Here is a 16,053-nt window from a genome sequence, read left to right on the forward strand (position 1 = left end):
CTTGTAGAGGGTTAATATATGCTATCCATGAGAAGAACAAAGGAGGTGATTCCATTGGTAAACAAATAAAATGAGAAAATCTAAATGTGGATTTAAATAAGCATGCAGATTTTCTCTCTTATGAATCAAGAATTTATTATAGAGGAGAATGAACATGCTAAATCAATTAAGTGAAACGATCTATTATCTATCTAACCAAAATGATAAAGAAAGACCGACATTGGGGTTAGTTTGCGGTGATAAATACAGCCTCGTCGTTGACGCTGGAAATTCGGTGCAACATGCCAGGGATTTTTTACATGAAATAGAGAAGTTAAACGTTCCACCCGTTAAATATGTGGTCATCACTCATGCCCATTGGGATCATTTTTTAGGAATGAATGAATACGGAGCTACGATTATTATGAATAGTCTAACTAACCAAAAGATGAAGGATTGGCGGAACTATTCTTATGATGACCGCTCTCTTCAGGAGTATGTGGATTCCAAGAAGATGAACACACTGTGCATGGAAACGATACAACATGAAATACCGGACAGAGAAACCTTTCAATTAAGCCAGCCGGATATTATTTTTGAAAAGTCTCTCCATCTGGACTTGGGCAATAAAGTTTGTGTGCTTGAAACCATTCGAAGTACGCATACGGATGATTCAACCATTGTATATATTCCGGATGAAAAGGTCATTTTTCTGGGGGATAGTGCTTACAACACAACTACAAATTCGCTATATCATATTAAGCAAGACAAGTTATTGCCTATGATTGAGGACATTCAGCAATATGATGCCGTTCATTTCTTGCTTGGTCATGAGTCGATCTGTGACGTGGAGGAAATGGATACGTTTTGGAGAGAGCTCCTCTCAGCCAATGATGCTGTGAAATCCACGTCATTAGAAGAAGCGATCGGGCGATTTGAGGCAGCCAATAATCGAACGGCAAATGACAATGAGCTTTTCTTCTTACAAGGATTCGTGAATGATCAGATATTACAATCAAAAGCAGCGGAATAAAAGAGTACCGTCGACACACAAGAAGGTTATTGCCTGTTCACAACCAGGGATGTAATCACAGCATTACCAATACAGAATCGCTGGAGAAGTTCATTCTCTCCGTTCGTAAATAAGGTTATATTAAGTAAAGGGTTGCCTGCAAAGGCGGCCTTTTTTGCTTATGCTTTCATTCCTCAAGGATACTCAGAAATCATTGGAAAAAGAGGTTGATCATTGTTAACATGTAATCATACGGTGTGTAAATGGAGAAGAGGTAGGAAATTGGAAATCAAAGATCGTCCAAAGATAACAATCCCCAAAACGTTACTGGAAAAAACTTTAGATATCACAACCATCATTTTATTTATTATTGGCATGATCTACTGCTTGCAACAATGGATGACCTTACCGGATCAGATAGCGATTCATTTTAATATGAAGGGGGAGCCTGATGGCTGGGGAGGAAAGTGGGGAGTATGGCTGCCCTTAGTCATTGGCCTTATTTTATGGATTGGGCTTTCGCAGCTGGAGAAGTATCCTCATACGTATAATTACCTCAATTTGAATATGGAGAATGCGGAGAGACAATATAAAAATGCACGGCTCATGATTAATCTGATGAAGACGGAGATATCCATATTTTTTATGTATATCAGTTGGATGATCATTGAGTTTTCGAGTGCGGATAAAGTCACTCATCATAATTGGTTGCCCGTTGTCATATTCATTATCGTTTTATTTAGTTCCATAGGTTTCTTTATCTACAGATCATTTAAGCTTAAATAATGATTAGTTTACGTTCCGATTCAGAACAGTAAGTGAAAAAGGATTATGAAACTCACAAAGGAGAAATGATATGACCGTTGTTGGAATCTTGGGGACAATTCATAATCAAGAATTAAGAGAGAAATATAATAGTTCACTTACCCTGTATGAGGATTTGATTACAGAATTCAATCCGGATATTATCTGCGGTGAAGTGCATCCCCATAGTTGGAAGAAGTATATCAAGGATAAACAGGATAAGGGATATTGGGGAGAGCCAGCCAGTGAGTATTGGGAGCTTATCTTTCCATTATGCGAAGACCGGAATATAGAGTTTGTGCCTATTGACTGGTTTGAGTTAGATGTATGGAATGATTTTGATCCATTTAACGGCTTCTCTGAAGAGCAGCGTAAATCGTTGGAGAAGATCGATGATGAATGGTTTGCTAAACAAATGAATACACATGACGTTGGAGCGATTCCCTTTAACTCGGATGCGTTTGATAACATGACCAAACAAAAATATGAATGGTTGGATCAGATTAATCCAAAAGCACATAACTTTAGATGGATCGTACGAAATCAGATCATGATTCAACGTGTGAAGAACACGTATCATTCGAATCCGGGTAAGAAAATTTTATGTGTTGTGGGAGCAGATCATAATTATATTTTCAAAGAGGAATTGATCAATGAACCTATTGAATTGGTATATCCATTACGATAGTTCAATTAATAGACTATAACTTTCAGGAGGCTTGTTCCATGATCAGATTGTGCAACAGTATGGACGCAGATGCAATGGTTGAGATCATTAATGATGCAGCAAAGGCATACCAGGGTGTAATTCCTGAGGATCGTTATCATGAACCCTATATGCCATTGCAAGAATTGAATCAGGAAATCCGTGATGGCGTCGTATTCTGGGGCTTTGAAGAAAATAATAGATTATGGGGCGTGATGGGAATTCAGGATAAAGGTGATGTTGCTTTAATCAGGCACGCATATGTAAGAACTCACCAACGGGGAAGTGGAATAGGCACAAAGCTGTTGGCTCATCTGGTGGCATCAACCGACAAACCGATATTAATAGGAACCTGGGATTCAGCGGAATGGGCTATAAAATTCTATTTGAAAAATGGTTTTACCCTAGTTTCATCGGATGAGAAGAAGCAGTTATTAACTCGATACTGGAACGTTCCTGAAAGACAAATCGAAACCTCTGTCGTTTTATGTGACGGGAAGTGGGGCGCCTGAATGCTTTATCATTTTAGCGAGGATTCAGATATCCAGGTTTTTATTCCAAGAGAGAAACAAAACAGAGCTGAATTTCCAGCAGTGGTGTGGGCTATTGATGAAGAACATGAATATTCATATTACTTTCCAAGAGATTGCCCGAGAATCATTTGTAAAAAGACAGACACTTTAAGTGATGAAAATAATGATAAGTTTTTCAAACATTCTAATGCAGATATCATCGTTACGGTTGAAAGTTCATGGTATCCGAGAATTATGAATCAGGCCCTGTACAGGTACCATTTCGATGACACCCATTTTGAACGCTTTGATCCAACGGCGGGATACTACATTTCTTATCAGGTTACAAAGCCTCTACATATAGACCGTATGGATTGTTTAATGGAGAGATTATTTAAGAAAGGAATTGAACTCAGATTTACTCCAAATCTGTACCCACTGAGAGAGGCGATACTGACATCGGATTTCAAAGATTTTGGAATACATCGATTCAATAACGCAACGAAAGTTTAGAGTGATTACTTTTCGCAATGATGTGATGGTACGAAATTATAAGGCGCTTACGACATGTTGTAACAGGAGGGGATCATTTATGGAAGCTAAAGTTGTGACTTTGCCTGCTTTTCAGGTAGTAGGGTACAAAATTGAAGCCACGGTTGCAGCGTTTGAGTCGGGTCTTGGCAAGATCCATCATGAACAACTGCTCAAAAGAAAAGAGGAGATTCAGCATCGGAAAAATGACAATGTCATATTGATGCAGATTTATCCTATGGACGCAGATTTTAATCCCAAGGAGGATGTGTTTACACATCTGATTGGTTATGAGGTGGCCGTAGACAGCTTTGTCCCACTTGACATGATCCTTCACTCAGTCAAGGAAAGCCAATATGTGACTTGCACACACAAAGGGCTTGAATCGGAGCTTGATCCTACATATGATTATTTATACGGTCAATGGATTGGTGAAAAGGGATATGAACTGAAGGACTATAATTTTGAAATTTGGGATGAACGATATCAACCTGAACATCCCGATAATGAGATTGATTTGTTCGTAGCGTTGCAGTAGTTATAGGCTTTTTTACGATACAGAATCTTCTATTTCGTATATAATACATCTATGACTTTAGCGTAACCAAAACGAGTGGAGAACGTTTCCCGCTCTATCAATACGAAGGAAAACCTGTACTGATCGTGAATACAGCGAGCAAGTGTAAGTACACACATCAGTTCGACGATATGCAGAAGCTTTATGATCGATATAAAGAGCAAGGGCTTCAGATCATTGGTTTCCCTTGTAATCAGTTTGCGGAGCAAGAGCCGGGAAGCAGTGAAGAGGCGGAGTCCTTTTGTCAGATTAACTATGGCGTGAAATTCCCCATGTTCTCCAAAATGGATGTCAATGGAGAGGCGGCGCATCCGCTGTATGATTTTTTGAAGAAATCGGGACCTTTTGCAGGTTTTGATGAGTCAGATGTGCAAGCGAAACTGCTAAAGCTGATGGTGGCGGACAAAGCACCGGAATGGTTGCATGGTGATGCGATCAAGTGGAACTTTACGAAGTTTCTGATTGATGCCGAAGGGCATGTGGTTAAACGTTTTGAGCCTGTTGATTCGATTGACGAGATCCAGGCGAGTATTGAACAGCTTCTGTAAGTTATCTTTCCCAATCTCCCAAAAGGGCCATGACACGTACCGTGCAAACAAACGGATATGTGCATGGCCTTCTATATTTCAAAAGTCTGTCCGGTACTATCCGACATGATGTGAAACGGGTAAAATGGTAAGAAACCTCTCCAGAACAGGAGGTACTTGAACGTGCCAAGTGTAATGCAATTTAGTGGTCCATTGGAATATAGCTATCGCTCCACCAGCACGTACGACCCTGGAGCATCGGACGGATTTCATTCGCATCCTCAATATGAGGTGTACTATTTTCATGATGGCGAATGCACCTATCTCATTGGAGATCGAGTCTACAACCTTGAACCGGGTGACCTGGTCCTGATGCATGGCATGACCCTTCATCGGCCACATCCAATGCCAGGCAAACCTTATGTGCGAACGACGCTGCACTTTGATCCCTCGGCCATCCGCAGCAGTCTGCACCCGGACCGGGTGAGCGAGGTGTTAAAGCCGTTCGAAGAACTGAGAAACTGCCGGATCAATCTGACAGGCAATATTCGCTCCGAATTCGAAGCCTTGCTGTTGAGTCTGCATCAGCTTACCGTGAATTCGGGGGATTTCAAAGAGGAACGCATGAACGTTCGTTTATGTGACCTGCTGTATGTTATAGCTGGAATCTGCCGAGGCAGGGTCGAGGACCACCTTCCCTCTTCCGAGAAGGAGCGGCATGTACAGCATATCATTGCTTATGTCGAAACTCATTATATGGAGGACATTGGGCTGGATGATCTGGCAAGTGAGCTTCATCTGTCCAAGCCTTATCTGGCCGGATTGTTTAAAGAAATGACGGGTAGTACCATATTTAAATATGTGTATGACCGTCGCATTAATCAGGCCAAGCTGTTATTCCAGTTCCAGCCGGATATCAGTGTGACAGAGGCCAGCCGGTTGGCAGGGTTCAAACGTTTATCCCATTTCAGTCGAATGTTCAAACAAAGTGTAGGGTGTGCACCAGATCTGTACCGTAGTCGATTACATCGTTCGTTTGATTAATGTAGCGTTACGGATCAAAAATTTTACATGCTGCACAGCCTGAGGAGGTTACTGAATGCAATCAGAACAACCATTCAAGCTTGATTACCGAATTGGATCAGCCGATGCCGATTACAGATCACAATGTCGTCCATCTGCTTTACTGGAGCATATGCAGTTGGCAGCAGACCGCGATTTAGCAGGTATGGGAGTTACCGTATCGCAGATGCTGGATCAGGGATTGGGCTGGATGCTGTTAACGACAGATGTCACGATCATACGCCCAGCCCGATTGGAAGAAGAAGTATCCTTGCAGACGTGGCATAAAGAAAATAAAGGTGTGACATGGTTAAGGGACTATATCCTTACAGATCGAGAGGGAACACATTTGGCTGAGGCTCGTACGGCTTGGGCATTGGTCGATCTGAAGAAACGCAGAGTCGTCAGACCATCAGCTCTGCCTTTTGAAGTGAAATCGCATCCCGATTTATCCTTAGGTGAACCCCCTGCTAAAGTGACCGTCCCCTCTGAACTTAGCTTGCAGGAACAATATCGTCTAACTGTACAATACAGCAGCACAGACAGTAATGGTCATATGAACAACGCCCGGTATGCAGACGTCTGTTGTGATGCATTAACACTGGATGAACTGGATGCAGGTGTGACCCGCCTGCAAATTTCATATCATCGTGAGATACGTATGCAGGAGCAAATGATTGTTGAGCGTTCAGAGGTTACAGAGGGAGCTGTGTGGATTCGAGGGAGATTGGCTGAAGAGAATGAGAGTATTATTTTTGAAGCCAAATTGAGCCTCGGAGACACCACCGCTTCGCACATTAATCAATAAAATGGAATTGAATACAACTAGATAAAGTCAACCAGCCTGTTTTGGTTGGCTTTTTGCTATTTTACCTCCTGAAGCAGACATAGATGCACCTGTTACGTTCATCTCATAATACCCGCCGTGTTTAGAAGCCAGACAGAAAAGGTAAAAGAAGGGTAAATGAAAAAAATGAAAACTGAGGAGGAATCACGAATGAAAGAGTGCACACCGGATCAAAATAACAAGGATGCACATCAGGATCGTTCCCATGACAATCCGGAGCAGTATGCAACAGAGCAGGAAAGTTTGCTTGACCGATATGAAGAAGAGCAGACGGCGGACCCCATTCCGATGGAAGATCTGAATATGGAGAAGCAGGAGGAGAAGAATAAGGATCAGACCAAGAGCAATTCGTCATCGGAAGAGAAATATCGAGCAGATTATCGCGAATCGCAGTGATCCGAATCAATTCAATTGCGGTTAAAAATGAGTACTTAATTCCCCCTATTCAGAAGGGAATGACTAGATGTACATTTAGTGAAAATAAAATAGTTTGTTGACTAATGTATGTTACTATATTATAGTTACTGTGTTGGCAATTTAGGAAATACCATTTTGGGAGGCGAATATTTATGTCTACATCTTTCTTTGAAGCGTTGAAAAACAGAAGATCTTATTATGGAATCAGCAAGGAATCCACAATCTCGGATGCTAAAATCCAGGAAATCGTGGAAGAAGCGGTAAAATACACTCCGACTTCATTCAACTCACAAACATCTCGTGCCGTAGTATTGCTCGGTGAACAACACGACAAACTGTGGAATCACACGGAAGAAATTTTGCGTGAAGTGGTTGGCAATGCAGAAGCTTTCCAATCCACAGCTGAGAAAATGGCTGGATTCCGCAGCGGATACGGTACAGTACTCTTTTTCGAAGACAACAATGTGATTGCGCAGCTACAACAAAATTTTGCAGCTTATGCGGATAACTTCCCGATCTGGGCGAACCAATCCAACGGTATGTTGCAACTGGTGATCTGGACTGCTTTGGAGCAAGAAGGTTTGGGAGCTTCCCTGCAGCACTATAACCCGCTGATTGACGAGAAGGTCAAACAGGAATGGAACATTCCCGAGAACTGGAGACTGATCGCTCAAATGCCATTCGGCAAACCAACAGCAACACCAGGCGAGAAAGAATTCCAACCGGTTGAACAACGTGTAAAAGTACACAAGTAAGACTTTTGCTTGAATCGAACGTTGACCTTAATTGAAAAGATTGAGGTGCCTCGTTTCAGCGAATTTCCCAATATTTAACCACATACGGCCTCGCTTCAATTTGATACGATGATGTAGATCGTACTCCAATGAAGCGAGGCTTTTTGATGTGAATAATAAAATATACAAACGTACCCGGCGAAAGCTATGGAATGCTATTTTGTGCGGCGTACTGGCGATAGGATCAATCTCCATCGGTGAATCCACAGCTCAGGCAGCAGCGTCTCAGCAGGTGTTCAAGGATACAACCTCCAGTTATGCCAAGGATGCCATTGCACATCTGGTCAAGGCAGGAATTGCTGCCGGAACCACTGAGAATACGTTTGAACCCAAAAAGGCAGTCACTCGTGCTGAATTTGCAACATTTGCCGTGAGATTGCTAGGTTTGAAACCTGTTAAAAACAATATTAATCCCTATAACGATGTCAGCATGAACGCATGGTATTACGGCAACGTTGCAGCCATGACCAATCTTTCCATTCTTGAGGGCAAGAGTCAGGGCGTGTTCCAGCCAAACGCCTCCATTACTCGGGAAGAAGCGGCTGCACTGCTGGTAAGGATGCTGAAACAATCCTCCAAATCAACGAACCTTCTGTCATCCACGTATGACGATGCAGCTGAGATATCCGACTGGGCGCGTCCTTATGTGCAGACCGTATATCAGCTAGGCTTGATGCGCGGCAGTGATGGCAAGTTTCGCCCGCATGACGAAGTGACCAGAGAAGAGGCAGCAGTGATGCTGGATGCCATTTTGCAAAAGAAAACCTGGTCAGATCAGCTGAAAGGCGAGGATCAGCTCGGTATTCAGTTGGGATGGCAATATAACGCCTCTACTGCTGAGTTCAAGAAACAGATCGAACAATCGGAAGCCAACACGCTGGTTCCCCGTTGGTTCTTCCTGAATAGCAGCATGAAAGTCACGGATCTCACGGACACATCGTTATTATCCTGGGCATCTGCTACAGACAGGCAGGTATGGCCGTTGCTTGGCAATCGTTCGAACCCAGACCTTACCCACCAGATGTTATCGAGCTCAGCCAACCGGGCGTCGGTGATCTCACAGGTCACCTCTTTGGTGAAAACATATAAACTGGATGGCATTAACGTGGATTTCGAGAACGTACTGCCAGCTGATCGCGAAGGAATGACCGCATTTATTACCTCGCTGACAACGGCTTTGCACGCTCTGGGCGCTGTTGTGTCTGTAGATGTATCACCCGATCTGGGGACAGATTGGACCGATGCATTTGATTATGCGCAATTAGGCGCTGTATCGGATTACATGGTACTGATGGGATATGAGGAACATTGGAACGGCGATCCGCAAGCAGGGTCTGTGGCATCTCTTCCTTGGGTTGAAAGGGCTTTGGATACGATGCTCGCTGAGGTCGTTCGCGCCAAAACAATTCAGGCTCTACCCTTATATACACGGGATTGGTCTTCCGTTAATCCGGCAGCCAGTTCATGGGATATCACCCTGGCAGAACAGGGAACTCGTGCACGAGCTTCAGGTTCCGTGAGACGATGGGATGCAGATCTGGTCCAATATGTCATCGGCTATAACAGTAACGGTTCGCCGAGATATATATGGGCAGAGGACAGTCGTTCATTATCGGCGAAAGTAATGATGAGCGGAGAGCGTAATATTGCCGGATTGGCCTACTGGTATATGGGCGGAGAGACGGCAGATGTATGGAATGCCATTTCGAACGCTTCACGATTTGAATCATACATTTTCTAAATTCCCGAAATTATAATTCTTTCTTAAACCAACCCAAACACACCGTTATTCAGACGGATGGTTTGGGTTATTTTATTTTGGTAAAAGCTAAGTTGTAATGAATCACGTTTGATTTTGGTTGAACGGTGTAAATGGATAGAAGGATAGTGAACTGTCCAATAACATATAAGAGATAGAAGCATAGGAGGGAGATGGAGCATGCGAGAGTATGATTGCATCATAGTAGGTGGAGGACTCGCAGGACTTCAGGCAGCCATTCAGATGGGGCGTTACTCTTCCCACCGGGTATTGGTGGTGGACGCAGGAGAAGGCAGATCAACGTTATGCCGAACCTATCATAATATTCTCGGTTTCCCCGATGGAGTATCTGGTGAAGAGCTGCGCTCCAAAGGCAGAATGCAGGCAGAGCAGACAGGGGTAGTTTTTGAAAAAGACCGTATCATTAAGGCAGGACGCCGGGGAGAACAAATTCAATTGTTCGGCTCTTCCGGCTCTGAATATATGGCAAAAACAGTCTTACTGGCAACCGGACTAACGGACAGAATACCCGCTATTCCGGGATTAAGGCCTACGTTGGGACGAACAGTATATGTGTGCCCGGATTGCGATGGATATGAGATTCAGGATCAGCGCACGATATTGCTTGGTTCAGGCGAAGCCGGTGCAAACATGGCTATGGTTTTGATTCAACGTACCAATGAGTTGTTGTACATCAACCATGAGCAGTCGCCAATCTCTGCTGAGCTTCATCGAAGCATGAAAGAGGCAGGAGTTCGTTACCTTGAGGCGGCCGTCCAAGAAGTGCAACAGATGGAGGATGGCCATATTACGGGTGTGCTGACGGAAGATGGACAGATATATGAGTCGGAGCGTGGATTTGTCGCGTTTGGAGGCAATCGTGTGCATTATGAACTGGCAGAGCAGCTTGGAGCCGTCATCGCGGATAATAAACACGTGGAAGCTAACCCGCGCAGCATGCAGGCCGCGCCTAATGTATGGATTGCCGGGGATCTGGGTCTGCACGCGGAACAAGCTACGGTTGCCATGGGCGAAGGTTCAATTGCAGCGATCTGGATTCACAAGGCATTGCAACAGATGGAAAAGGAAAATAAGGTGAAGCAGATTTAAACGCAAATTAAAAAGCCGATTAAAATGCAGATGGAGAACAGCCCCGTTCATAGAAAAAACAGTTTAAAAAGTCCCCCGACCGTTGTGACTAAGGTTGGAGGACTTTTTGCGTTGCACGTAAACCTCTTGCATAAGGATGGTCAGAATTTATTTGCTGTTTGTATTGCGGATTTCGGTTGTTTGGGCTTTGTGAGGATGAGTGATGTTGTCCACGATTTCTCCTACGGCTTCTTCAATCATGTCCGTTGGGCCGGGATTGTCCGGGTCGGGTTGAATAATTGTATTCACACCAGGCTGTAGATCTTTGTTTTTTCGTTCTTTTTTATGTTCGTTCATGGAAAATTCCTCCTTATTCAGGTATGTTTAAGGTGTTCCTTAACATATCCAATCCTTGTGATGTATATGTAAACGATTAACCAATCAAATCAAATTGAAACGATATGTGTTAAGGGAGGAAGAGTTCATCTGTTCAAAAAAACGAGCATGCTCCTGTTACTTCTGATTTTATGTGTGTGGACATATTGGAGAACGGATAGCGATGATCAGAATCCATATCTGATTACCGACTACAGCCGCCTTCATCCGGTTAAGGTTGAACGTGTGGTCGAAGGTCATGAAGAGCAGCAGCTCGTTGAACTGCTGAAGGAAGCCCGAGAGCGGAACTTGACGATATCGATTGCCGGGCAGCGCCATAGTCAGGGAGGACACACTTATTATAAAGACGGCATTGTCATAGACATGACCTCGTATAACAAAGTGCTGGAAGTCAATACCGATGCCAAAAAGGTGCGTGTGCAGGCTGGGGCGACCTGGGCTGACGTACAGCGAGCCATTAACCCATATGGACTGGCGGTCAAAAATATGCAGTCCCAGAATATTTTCACCATAGGCGGATCTATCAGTGTAAATGCACATGGTCGAGAGCTTCAGCAGGGTTCCTTGATTGAAAGTGTCGATTCCTTTCATCTCTTGACGGCAGATGGTCAGATTCGGCAAGTGAGTCGCACGGAGAATGCAGAGCTTTTCCCGCTTGTACTTGGGGGTTACGGACTGTTTGGGGTGATCCTGGACGTTACGTTGACGTTAACGGATGATGAAGTCTATCGTCTCACAACGGAGCAGGTGCAGGTCGAGGACTACCCGTCTTATTTTCAAAAGAATATCCTGGGAGACTCGATGATGCGTATGCATCTGGCCCGAATTTCAGTTCACTCCGGTGAAGGCTACTTTCGCGAGATGTACGCATTGAATTATGCCTCTGATCCAACGGCTTCACTGGATGATTATAATCATCTGGATGAACGTGAAAGGGGCGTACTTCCCAGCAAACTCCTGTTCAACCTGAACCGTGAATTCGAATGGGGGCGGGCCTGGTTTTGGCCGCTGCAGCAGCGGTACTTCGAGTCACAGGATGGCAAGAGGCTCAGCCGCAACAATGCGATGGCTTCTGCGTCTGCCTTCATGGAGTATCACCAGCCCGGTGAAAATGATCTGTTGCAGGAATATTTTATTCCGGTGGATGCCTTCCCCGCATTTGTTCAGGAGATGGGTGAGATTGTATCCCAGGAGCAATTGGATCTGCTTAACATTACAGTCAGGTATGCGAAACATGATGAAGAAGCTGTGCTTTCCTATGCAACGCAGGATATGTTCGGACTCGTCTGTTTATTTCACGCTTCATTGTCCGAGGAAGAACAAGGGAAGTTCAAGGACGGTATGCAGCAGCTGATAGATGCCGTCCTTCGATATAACGGAACATATTATCTGCCCTATGCAGGTTATGCAACTTCAGAGCAATTCGAACAGGCCTATCCACGAAAGAATGAGTTTTTTGCAGCCAAAGAAAAGGTGGATCCGAATCATTTATTTATGAACTATTTTATGGAGCAGTATGGAGGAAATCATCCATGAATATCAAGTGGCTTGTTCGATCTCAAAGTATTGTTACGCTCGCTTCGGGCATGATTTATCCGTATTATCTTTTGTTTCTCAAAAATCTGGGTAACAGCTTCTCCAAATATGGGCTTGCTTTTGCCGTATTTACAATCAGTTCGGCTGCTGCTTCGCAATGGCTCGCTCCCCGGATGGATCGACACGCCAAGCAGTGGCTCATTGTAAGTTCGGTGGGGATGGCCGCAGCCATGATTGCATTTCCGTGGGTCATTTCCTACATCTGGGTGCTGCTGCTGCAAATGATGATGGGGACATGCAATGCGATGCAGCGAATGAGTGAACGGGTGCTGCTCGCCGATTATACGGTGGCTGGGCAACGGGGCCCAGCTGTAGGTAACTATCATTTCTGGACATCCGCCGCGTCAGGATTTGCGGTTATTGTTGGCGGTGTGCTGATTGATTGGCTGACAATCGATGTATTATTTTATCTGAGTGCCATGCTGTATATGTGGGGAGCTCTGGCAGTATGGCGATTACGAAGCATTTCTGATGAAGCAATAGATGGCTAAAGGATAGAAATGGTCTGATTAATCTCCAGCGAGAAGTTTATATTATAGATAACCTGGTATGATTAAGCATTTTGCTTACATTCCACAAAGCGAGTATTCTCAAGGAGGTTTTTCAGATGAATGAACAAAATCATGTTATCCATAAAGATGGACAAGTTTCAACCGACAAGGTAGACAATGCGATTGATAAGATTGCGCCGGAGGAACGGGAACAGATTTTACAGAACTTTGATACCTTTAAAGGATATCTGGGCAAACGAATTGCAATGGGAGAATCGATTGGACTGGGTGAGGAGCAGATGGCCAAAATCGCCGAGAAAGTAGCCGACTATTTGGCAGCCCGGGAAGAGCCGCGTAACCGTGAAGAGAAGTTGCTGCAAGAACTATGGAATGTCGGGAAAGAGGAAGAGCGCCATATGCTGGCTCATATGCTAGTGCGTCTGGCACAAGGTTCAACCCCGAATCATTAGGATCGAACTGAAACTAAAAGCTATGCCAATAGAGACTCTGGATGCCGAGGCATTCAGGGTTTCTTTTTTTATGACACCTATTGTAACTATTTTTCATCTGGCTGATACTTTTACAGCGGGTACACCCGGTATGATAGGGAGAGTAAAAGAAAGATTAAATATTCATATGAGCGTTTGAAGGAAAAGCCTTCCGGTTAAGGAATAGTAACGTTCATAATAAGGAGAGATGCTGCCTATGAAGAACGCGGCGAAACAATGGAAATTACGAATGCTTGGTGCTGCTGTTGCATTGCTTGGCATGATTGTGCTTGCTACATATTTGCTTACACCAGCGAACGCTGAGGAGAGCACAGACTCTGTACAGGCTTTTGCGAAAGAAGCACAGGCTGCAAACTCCGAGATGTTTACAGCGTATGTGGATGACATACAGCATGAGAATGGTAAATCGTACTTGATTGTAGACAAGATTGGCTGGTATCAAGGGGCAGAGGCCGATAAAGTTTTTGATCAACGCAATCCGGACTCTGGTATAGACGGTGCTCCTGATGGTTATTATATTGTCAATGACAGCAAAGAGCAGGAAAAGGTAGAAGTAAGTGCGAATGCTGAAGTGTTGATGCAGTTGTATGATCGCGATGGTACAGTATCGGGCACCACGATTCAATGGAATGAGTCAGTAGCGCTCAGCAAATTCGAATCCTTGTATGACAATACCAATATTCTTGATCTGTCCGTATTCCCTTATCACCTCACTGTGCAGGACGGAAAAGTGATCAAAATTGTACAGCAGTACATTCCATAAAATTAGATTAAATGCAACGGTTAAGCATTCCTCTGGTTCCATTGAACCGGCAGGGATGCTTTTTGGTTATGACAAATTCATGAAGGAGATTGTAATTGTTGGTATGTACATGTATCATTATAGGAATGGTGTTTTTACATAGTTCAGGAGGCTTCTCATGCTTAAAGACATGATTGCATTAACGAAACCCGGACTTTTGCGGCTGAATGTGTTTGCGGTAGCGGTAGGGTTCTGGGTCGCTTCGAAATGGGATATTTCGTGGATATCTCTGCTCATGGTGTTGATTGGATCAACCTTGGTCATCGCTTCGGCTTGTGTCATTAACAACTACTGGGATCGTGAGTTGGATCAGAAGATGGAGCGCACCAAAAAACGGATGGATTACATCAATCATCTTAAACCCAAGTTTGTATTGGGGTATGGAATTGTTCTTGGTGTAGTTGGTTTTGTGCTGCTGTACTTCCTGGTCAATCCGTTATCCGGTTGGATGGCACTGCTTGGATGGTTTGCTTATATCGTGATCTACACGATGTGGCTCAAACGCAGCTCGACCTGGAGTACATCATTGGGTGGAATTGCGGGGGCGATGCCGCCTGTAATCGGTTATTGTGCGGTAACCAATCAGATTGATGCAGGTGCCTGGTTGCTGTTTGCGCTATTATTTCTGTGGCAGCCACCTCACTTCTGGTCACTCGGGATTCGCAGAGTGGAAGAATATCGTGCAGCCGGTTTCCCACTGTTGCCGGTAGTCAAAGGTGTGAAGCGCACAAAGGTGCAGATGATTCCTTACGTGTTTCTATTGCTTCCTGCTGTATTTCTGTTGTATTACTACAACTACGTTGGACTTGTGTTTCTGCTTGTATCCGTCATTGGTGGTTTGATCTGGTTTGTCCATACACTAAGCGGATTGAAAACTCAGGATAATGAGAAGTGGGCCAAGGTTAACTTTCTGATCTCCGTCAATTATCTCATGGTTGTATTCATTGTCATGGTGGCAAACACAACCTGGTCCTGAGCGAAACATCACTTTTGTAAAATATTCGAATATGAAGATGCCAAGTTAGCTGGCACCTTACGAAAAAGCACGCTGTAGAATAGGCTTGGACAACCTGTGGTTGTTCCGGCGTACTTCTCGGGGTGTTTTTTTGCTATAATTATACTTTGGAAAATGATTTTGGAAGAATGGGAAGTGGAGTAGATGAATGATTTACAGCAGGCTATCCTCTTGAGGACGGAGGGGAAAATGCATGAGGCGATAGAGCTGCTGCAGGAACTGGCATTACAGGAACCGGACAATGCGCAGGTTTGGTACCAGTTGGCTTGGGCTCATGATTCACTTGGACTGGAGCGGGCAGCGGTACCGCATTATGAGAAGGCTCTAAGCCTGGGGCTTCCGGCTGAGGACAGGACAGGTGCCATACTTGGACTTGGCAGCACGTATCGGACTCTGGGGCAATATGAGCAGGCGAAGGCCTGGTTTGAAAAGGGACTAAGTGAATTCCCGGAGAACCGGGAATTTGAAGTTTTTCTGGCCATGGTGCTCTATAATCTGGGCGAGCATGCGGAGGCAATGAAGCGGCTGCTGGTACAACTGGCCGATACATCAAAGGATAAGGGAATAACCGACTACAGCAGAGCTATCCGTTTCTATGCAGATCAGCTGGATCGGGTATGGGACTAAG

At 44.4% G+C, this 16,053-nt stretch carries 20 protein-coding genes; 19 read left to right on the plus strand and 1 reads right to left on the minus strand.

The window, feature by feature from the left end; genetic code table 11:
• Positions 1-154: 154 nt before the first annotated feature.
• The 13 genes from BMW94_RS01435 (at position 155) to BMW94_RS01495 (ending at position 10,637) form a co-directional block, all read left to right on the plus strand.
• On the plus strand, positions 155-1,012 hold the full coding sequence (locus BMW94_RS01435) for an MBL fold metallo-hydrolase (protein ID WP_090993757.1): 858 nt from the start codon (positions 155-157) through the stop codon (positions 1,010-1,012).
• Between the two features lie 261 nt (positions 1,013-1,273).
• Positions 1,274-1,777: a DUF1648 domain-containing protein gene (locus tag BMW94_RS01440; protein ID WP_090993759.1), complete on the plus strand. Its 504-nt coding sequence runs from the start codon at positions 1,274-1,276 to the stop codon at positions 1,775-1,777.
• A 70-nt stretch (positions 1,778-1,847) separates the two neighbouring features.
• Positions 1,848-2,483: a hypothetical protein gene (locus tag BMW94_RS01445; protein ID WP_090993761.1), complete on the plus strand. Its 636-nt coding sequence runs from the start codon at positions 1,848-1,850 to the stop codon at positions 2,481-2,483.
• A gap of 38 nt (positions 2,484-2,521) precedes the next feature.
• A complete protein-coding gene (locus tag BMW94_RS01450; RefSeq protein WP_090805594.1) occupies positions 2,522-3,013 on the plus strand; it encodes a GNAT family N-acetyltransferase in 492 nt (163 codons plus the stop codon).
• On the plus strand, positions 3,014-3,526 hold the full coding sequence (locus BMW94_RS01455) for a DUF6886 family protein (protein WP_090993762.1): 513 nt from the start codon (positions 3,014-3,016) through the stop codon (positions 3,524-3,526).
• A 79-nt stretch (positions 3,527-3,605) separates the two neighbouring features.
• The gene (locus BMW94_RS01460) at positions 3,606-4,082 is read left to right on the plus strand and encodes a GyrI-like domain-containing protein (protein WP_090993764.1); all 477 of its coding nucleotides are present in this window, start codon (positions 3,606-3,608) and stop codon (positions 4,080-4,082) included.
• Between the two features lie 47 nt (positions 4,083-4,129).
• On the plus strand, positions 4,130-4,669 hold the full coding sequence (locus tag BMW94_RS01465; protein ID WP_090993766.1) for a glutathione peroxidase: 540 nt from the start codon (positions 4,130-4,132) through the stop codon (positions 4,667-4,669).
• Between the two features lie 162 nt (positions 4,670-4,831).
• Positions 4,832-5,692 (plus strand): AraC family transcriptional regulator, encoded by an 861-nt coding sequence (locus BMW94_RS01470; protein ID WP_082935132.1) that lies wholly within the window; start codon positions 4,832-4,834, stop codon positions 5,690-5,692.
• Positions 5,693-5,747: 55 nt separating this feature from the next.
• Positions 5,748-6,518, plus strand: a complete 771-nt coding sequence (locus BMW94_RS01475) for an acyl-[acyl-carrier-protein] thioesterase (RefSeq protein ID WP_090993769.1) — start codon at positions 5,748-5,750, stop codon at positions 6,516-6,518.
• Positions 6,519-6,707: 189 nt separating this feature from the next.
• Positions 6,708-6,953, plus strand: a complete 246-nt coding sequence (locus BMW94_RS01480; protein WP_090993771.1) for a hypothetical protein — start codon at positions 6,708-6,710, stop codon at positions 6,951-6,953.
• A 173-nt stretch (positions 6,954-7,126) separates the two neighbouring features.
• Positions 7,127-7,729, plus strand: coding sequence for a nitroreductase family protein (locus BMW94_RS01485; protein ID WP_090993773.1), 603 nt, complete (start codon positions 7,127-7,129; stop codon positions 7,727-7,729).
• A gap of 148 nt (positions 7,730-7,877) precedes the next feature.
• Complete coding sequence (locus tag BMW94_RS01490) at positions 7,878-9,509, plus strand: S-layer homology domain-containing protein (protein ID WP_254790070.1); 1,632 nt, start codon at positions 7,878-7,880, stop codon at positions 9,507-9,509.
• A gap of 198 nt (positions 9,510-9,707) precedes the next feature.
• Positions 9,708-10,637 (plus strand): NAD(P)/FAD-dependent oxidoreductase, encoded by a 930-nt coding sequence (locus BMW94_RS01495; RefSeq protein WP_090949287.1) that lies wholly within the window; start codon positions 9,708-9,710, stop codon positions 10,635-10,637.
• 147 nt (positions 10,638-10,784) lie between these two features.
• Here BMW94_RS01495 and BMW94_RS01500 read toward each other — a convergent pair whose 3' ends face one another.
• Positions 10,785-10,973, minus strand: a complete 189-nt coding sequence (locus tag BMW94_RS01500; RefSeq protein ID WP_090993775.1) for a hypothetical protein — start codon at positions 10,971-10,973, stop codon at positions 10,785-10,787.
• A gap of 147 nt (positions 10,974-11,120) precedes the next feature.
• Between BMW94_RS01500 and BMW94_RS01505 the strand changes: the two genes are divergently transcribed.
• The 6 genes from BMW94_RS01505 to BMW94_RS01530 all read left to right on the plus strand — a co-directional run bounded on the left by BMW94_RS01505 (position 11,121) and on the right by BMW94_RS01530 (position 16,052).
• Positions 11,121-12,548: an FAD-binding oxidoreductase gene (locus BMW94_RS01505; protein WP_090993777.1), complete on the plus strand. Its 1,428-nt coding sequence runs from the start codon at positions 11,121-11,123 to the stop codon at positions 12,546-12,548.
• Positions 12,545-13,099, plus strand: a complete 555-nt coding sequence (locus BMW94_RS01510; protein ID WP_090993779.1) for an MFS transporter — start codon at positions 12,545-12,547, stop codon at positions 13,097-13,099. The genes BMW94_RS01505 and BMW94_RS01510 overlap by 4 nt, the downstream gene beginning before the upstream one ends.
• A gap of 116 nt (positions 13,100-13,215) precedes the next feature.
• Entirely contained in the window at positions 13,216-13,569 is a 354-nt protein-coding gene (locus BMW94_RS01515; protein ID WP_090896516.1) for a DUF3243 domain-containing protein, read from the plus strand.
• Between the two features lie 235 nt (positions 13,570-13,804).
• Positions 13,805-14,371 carry a hypothetical protein gene (locus BMW94_RS01520; RefSeq protein ID WP_175480544.1) on the plus strand — a complete coding sequence of 189 codons (567 nt, stop codon included), beginning with the start codon at positions 13,805-13,807 and terminating at the stop codon, positions 14,369-14,371.
• A gap of 157 nt (positions 14,372-14,528) precedes the next feature.
• Complete coding sequence (gene cyoE, locus BMW94_RS01525) at positions 14,529-15,386, plus strand: heme o synthase (protein WP_090993781.1); 858 nt, start codon at positions 14,529-14,531, stop codon at positions 15,384-15,386.
• A gap of 183 nt (positions 15,387-15,569) precedes the next feature.
• Complete coding sequence (locus BMW94_RS01530) at positions 15,570-16,052, plus strand: tetratricopeptide repeat protein (protein ID WP_090993783.1); 483 nt, start codon at positions 15,570-15,572, stop codon at positions 16,050-16,052.
• The last annotated feature ends 1 nt before the right edge of the window (position 16,053 follow it).

This window comes from Paenibacillus sp. OK003, from assembly GCF_900109515.1.
Lineage (GTDB): Bacteria > Bacillota > Bacilli > Paenibacillales > Paenibacillaceae > Paenibacillus > Paenibacillus marchantiae.

What these genes read in the sequence shown, in the direction of transcription:
- BMW94_RS01445 (WP_090993761.1), top strand. Translation starts at nt 1,848, where the DNA reads ATGACCGTTGTTGGAATCTTGGGGACAATTCATAATCAAGAATTAAGA.
- BMW94_RS01455 (WP_090993762.1), top strand. Translation starts at nt 3,014, where the DNA reads ATGCTTTATCATTTTAGCGAGGATTCAGATATCCAGGTTTTTATTCCA.
- BMW94_RS01450 (WP_090805594.1), top strand. Translation starts at nt 2,522, where the DNA reads ATGATCAGATTGTGCAACAGTATGGACGCAGATGCAATGGTTGAGATC.
- BMW94_RS01520 (WP_175480544.1), top strand. Translation starts at nt 13,805, where the DNA reads ATGAAGAACGCGGCGAAACAATGGAAATTACGAATGCTTGGTGCTGCT.
- BMW94_RS01500 (WP_090993775.1), bottom strand. Translation starts at nt 10,973, where the DNA reads ATGAACGAACATAAAAAAGAACGAAAAAACAAAGATCTACAGCCTGGT.
- BMW94_RS01435 (WP_090993757.1), top strand. Translation starts at nt 155, where the DNA reads ATGCTAAATCAATTAAGTGAAACGATCTATTATCTATCTAACCAAAAT.
- BMW94_RS01510 (WP_090993779.1), top strand. Translation starts at nt 12,545, where the DNA reads ATGAATATCAAGTGGCTTGTTCGATCTCAAAGTATTGTTACGCTCGCT.
- cyoE (WP_090993781.1), top strand. Translation starts at nt 14,529, where the DNA reads ATGCTTAAAGACATGATTGCATTAACGAAACCCGGACTTTTGCGGCTG.
- BMW94_RS01515 (WP_090896516.1), top strand. Translation starts at nt 13,216, where the DNA reads ATGAATGAACAAAATCATGTTATCCATAAAGATGGACAAGTTTCAACC.
- BMW94_RS01485 (WP_090993773.1), top strand. Translation starts at nt 7,127, where the DNA reads ATGTCTACATCTTTCTTTGAAGCGTTGAAAAACAGAAGATCTTATTAT.
- BMW94_RS01460 (WP_090993764.1), top strand. Translation starts at nt 3,606, where the DNA reads ATGGAAGCTAAAGTTGTGACTTTGCCTGCTTTTCAGGTAGTAGGGTAC.
- BMW94_RS01505 (WP_090993777.1), top strand. Translation starts at nt 11,121, where the DNA reads ATGCTCCTGTTACTTCTGATTTTATGTGTGTGGACATATTGGAGAACG.
- BMW94_RS01495 (WP_090949287.1), top strand. Translation starts at nt 9,708, where the DNA reads ATGCGAGAGTATGATTGCATCATAGTAGGTGGAGGACTCGCAGGACTT.
- BMW94_RS01530 (WP_090993783.1), top strand. Translation starts at nt 15,570, where the DNA reads ATGAATGATTTACAGCAGGCTATCCTCTTGAGGACGGAGGGGAAAATG.
- BMW94_RS01480 (WP_090993771.1), top strand. Translation starts at nt 6,708, where the DNA reads ATGAAAGAGTGCACACCGGATCAAAATAACAAGGATGCACATCAGGAT.
- BMW94_RS01475 (WP_090993769.1), top strand. Translation starts at nt 5,748, where the DNA reads ATGCAATCAGAACAACCATTCAAGCTTGATTACCGAATTGGATCAGCC.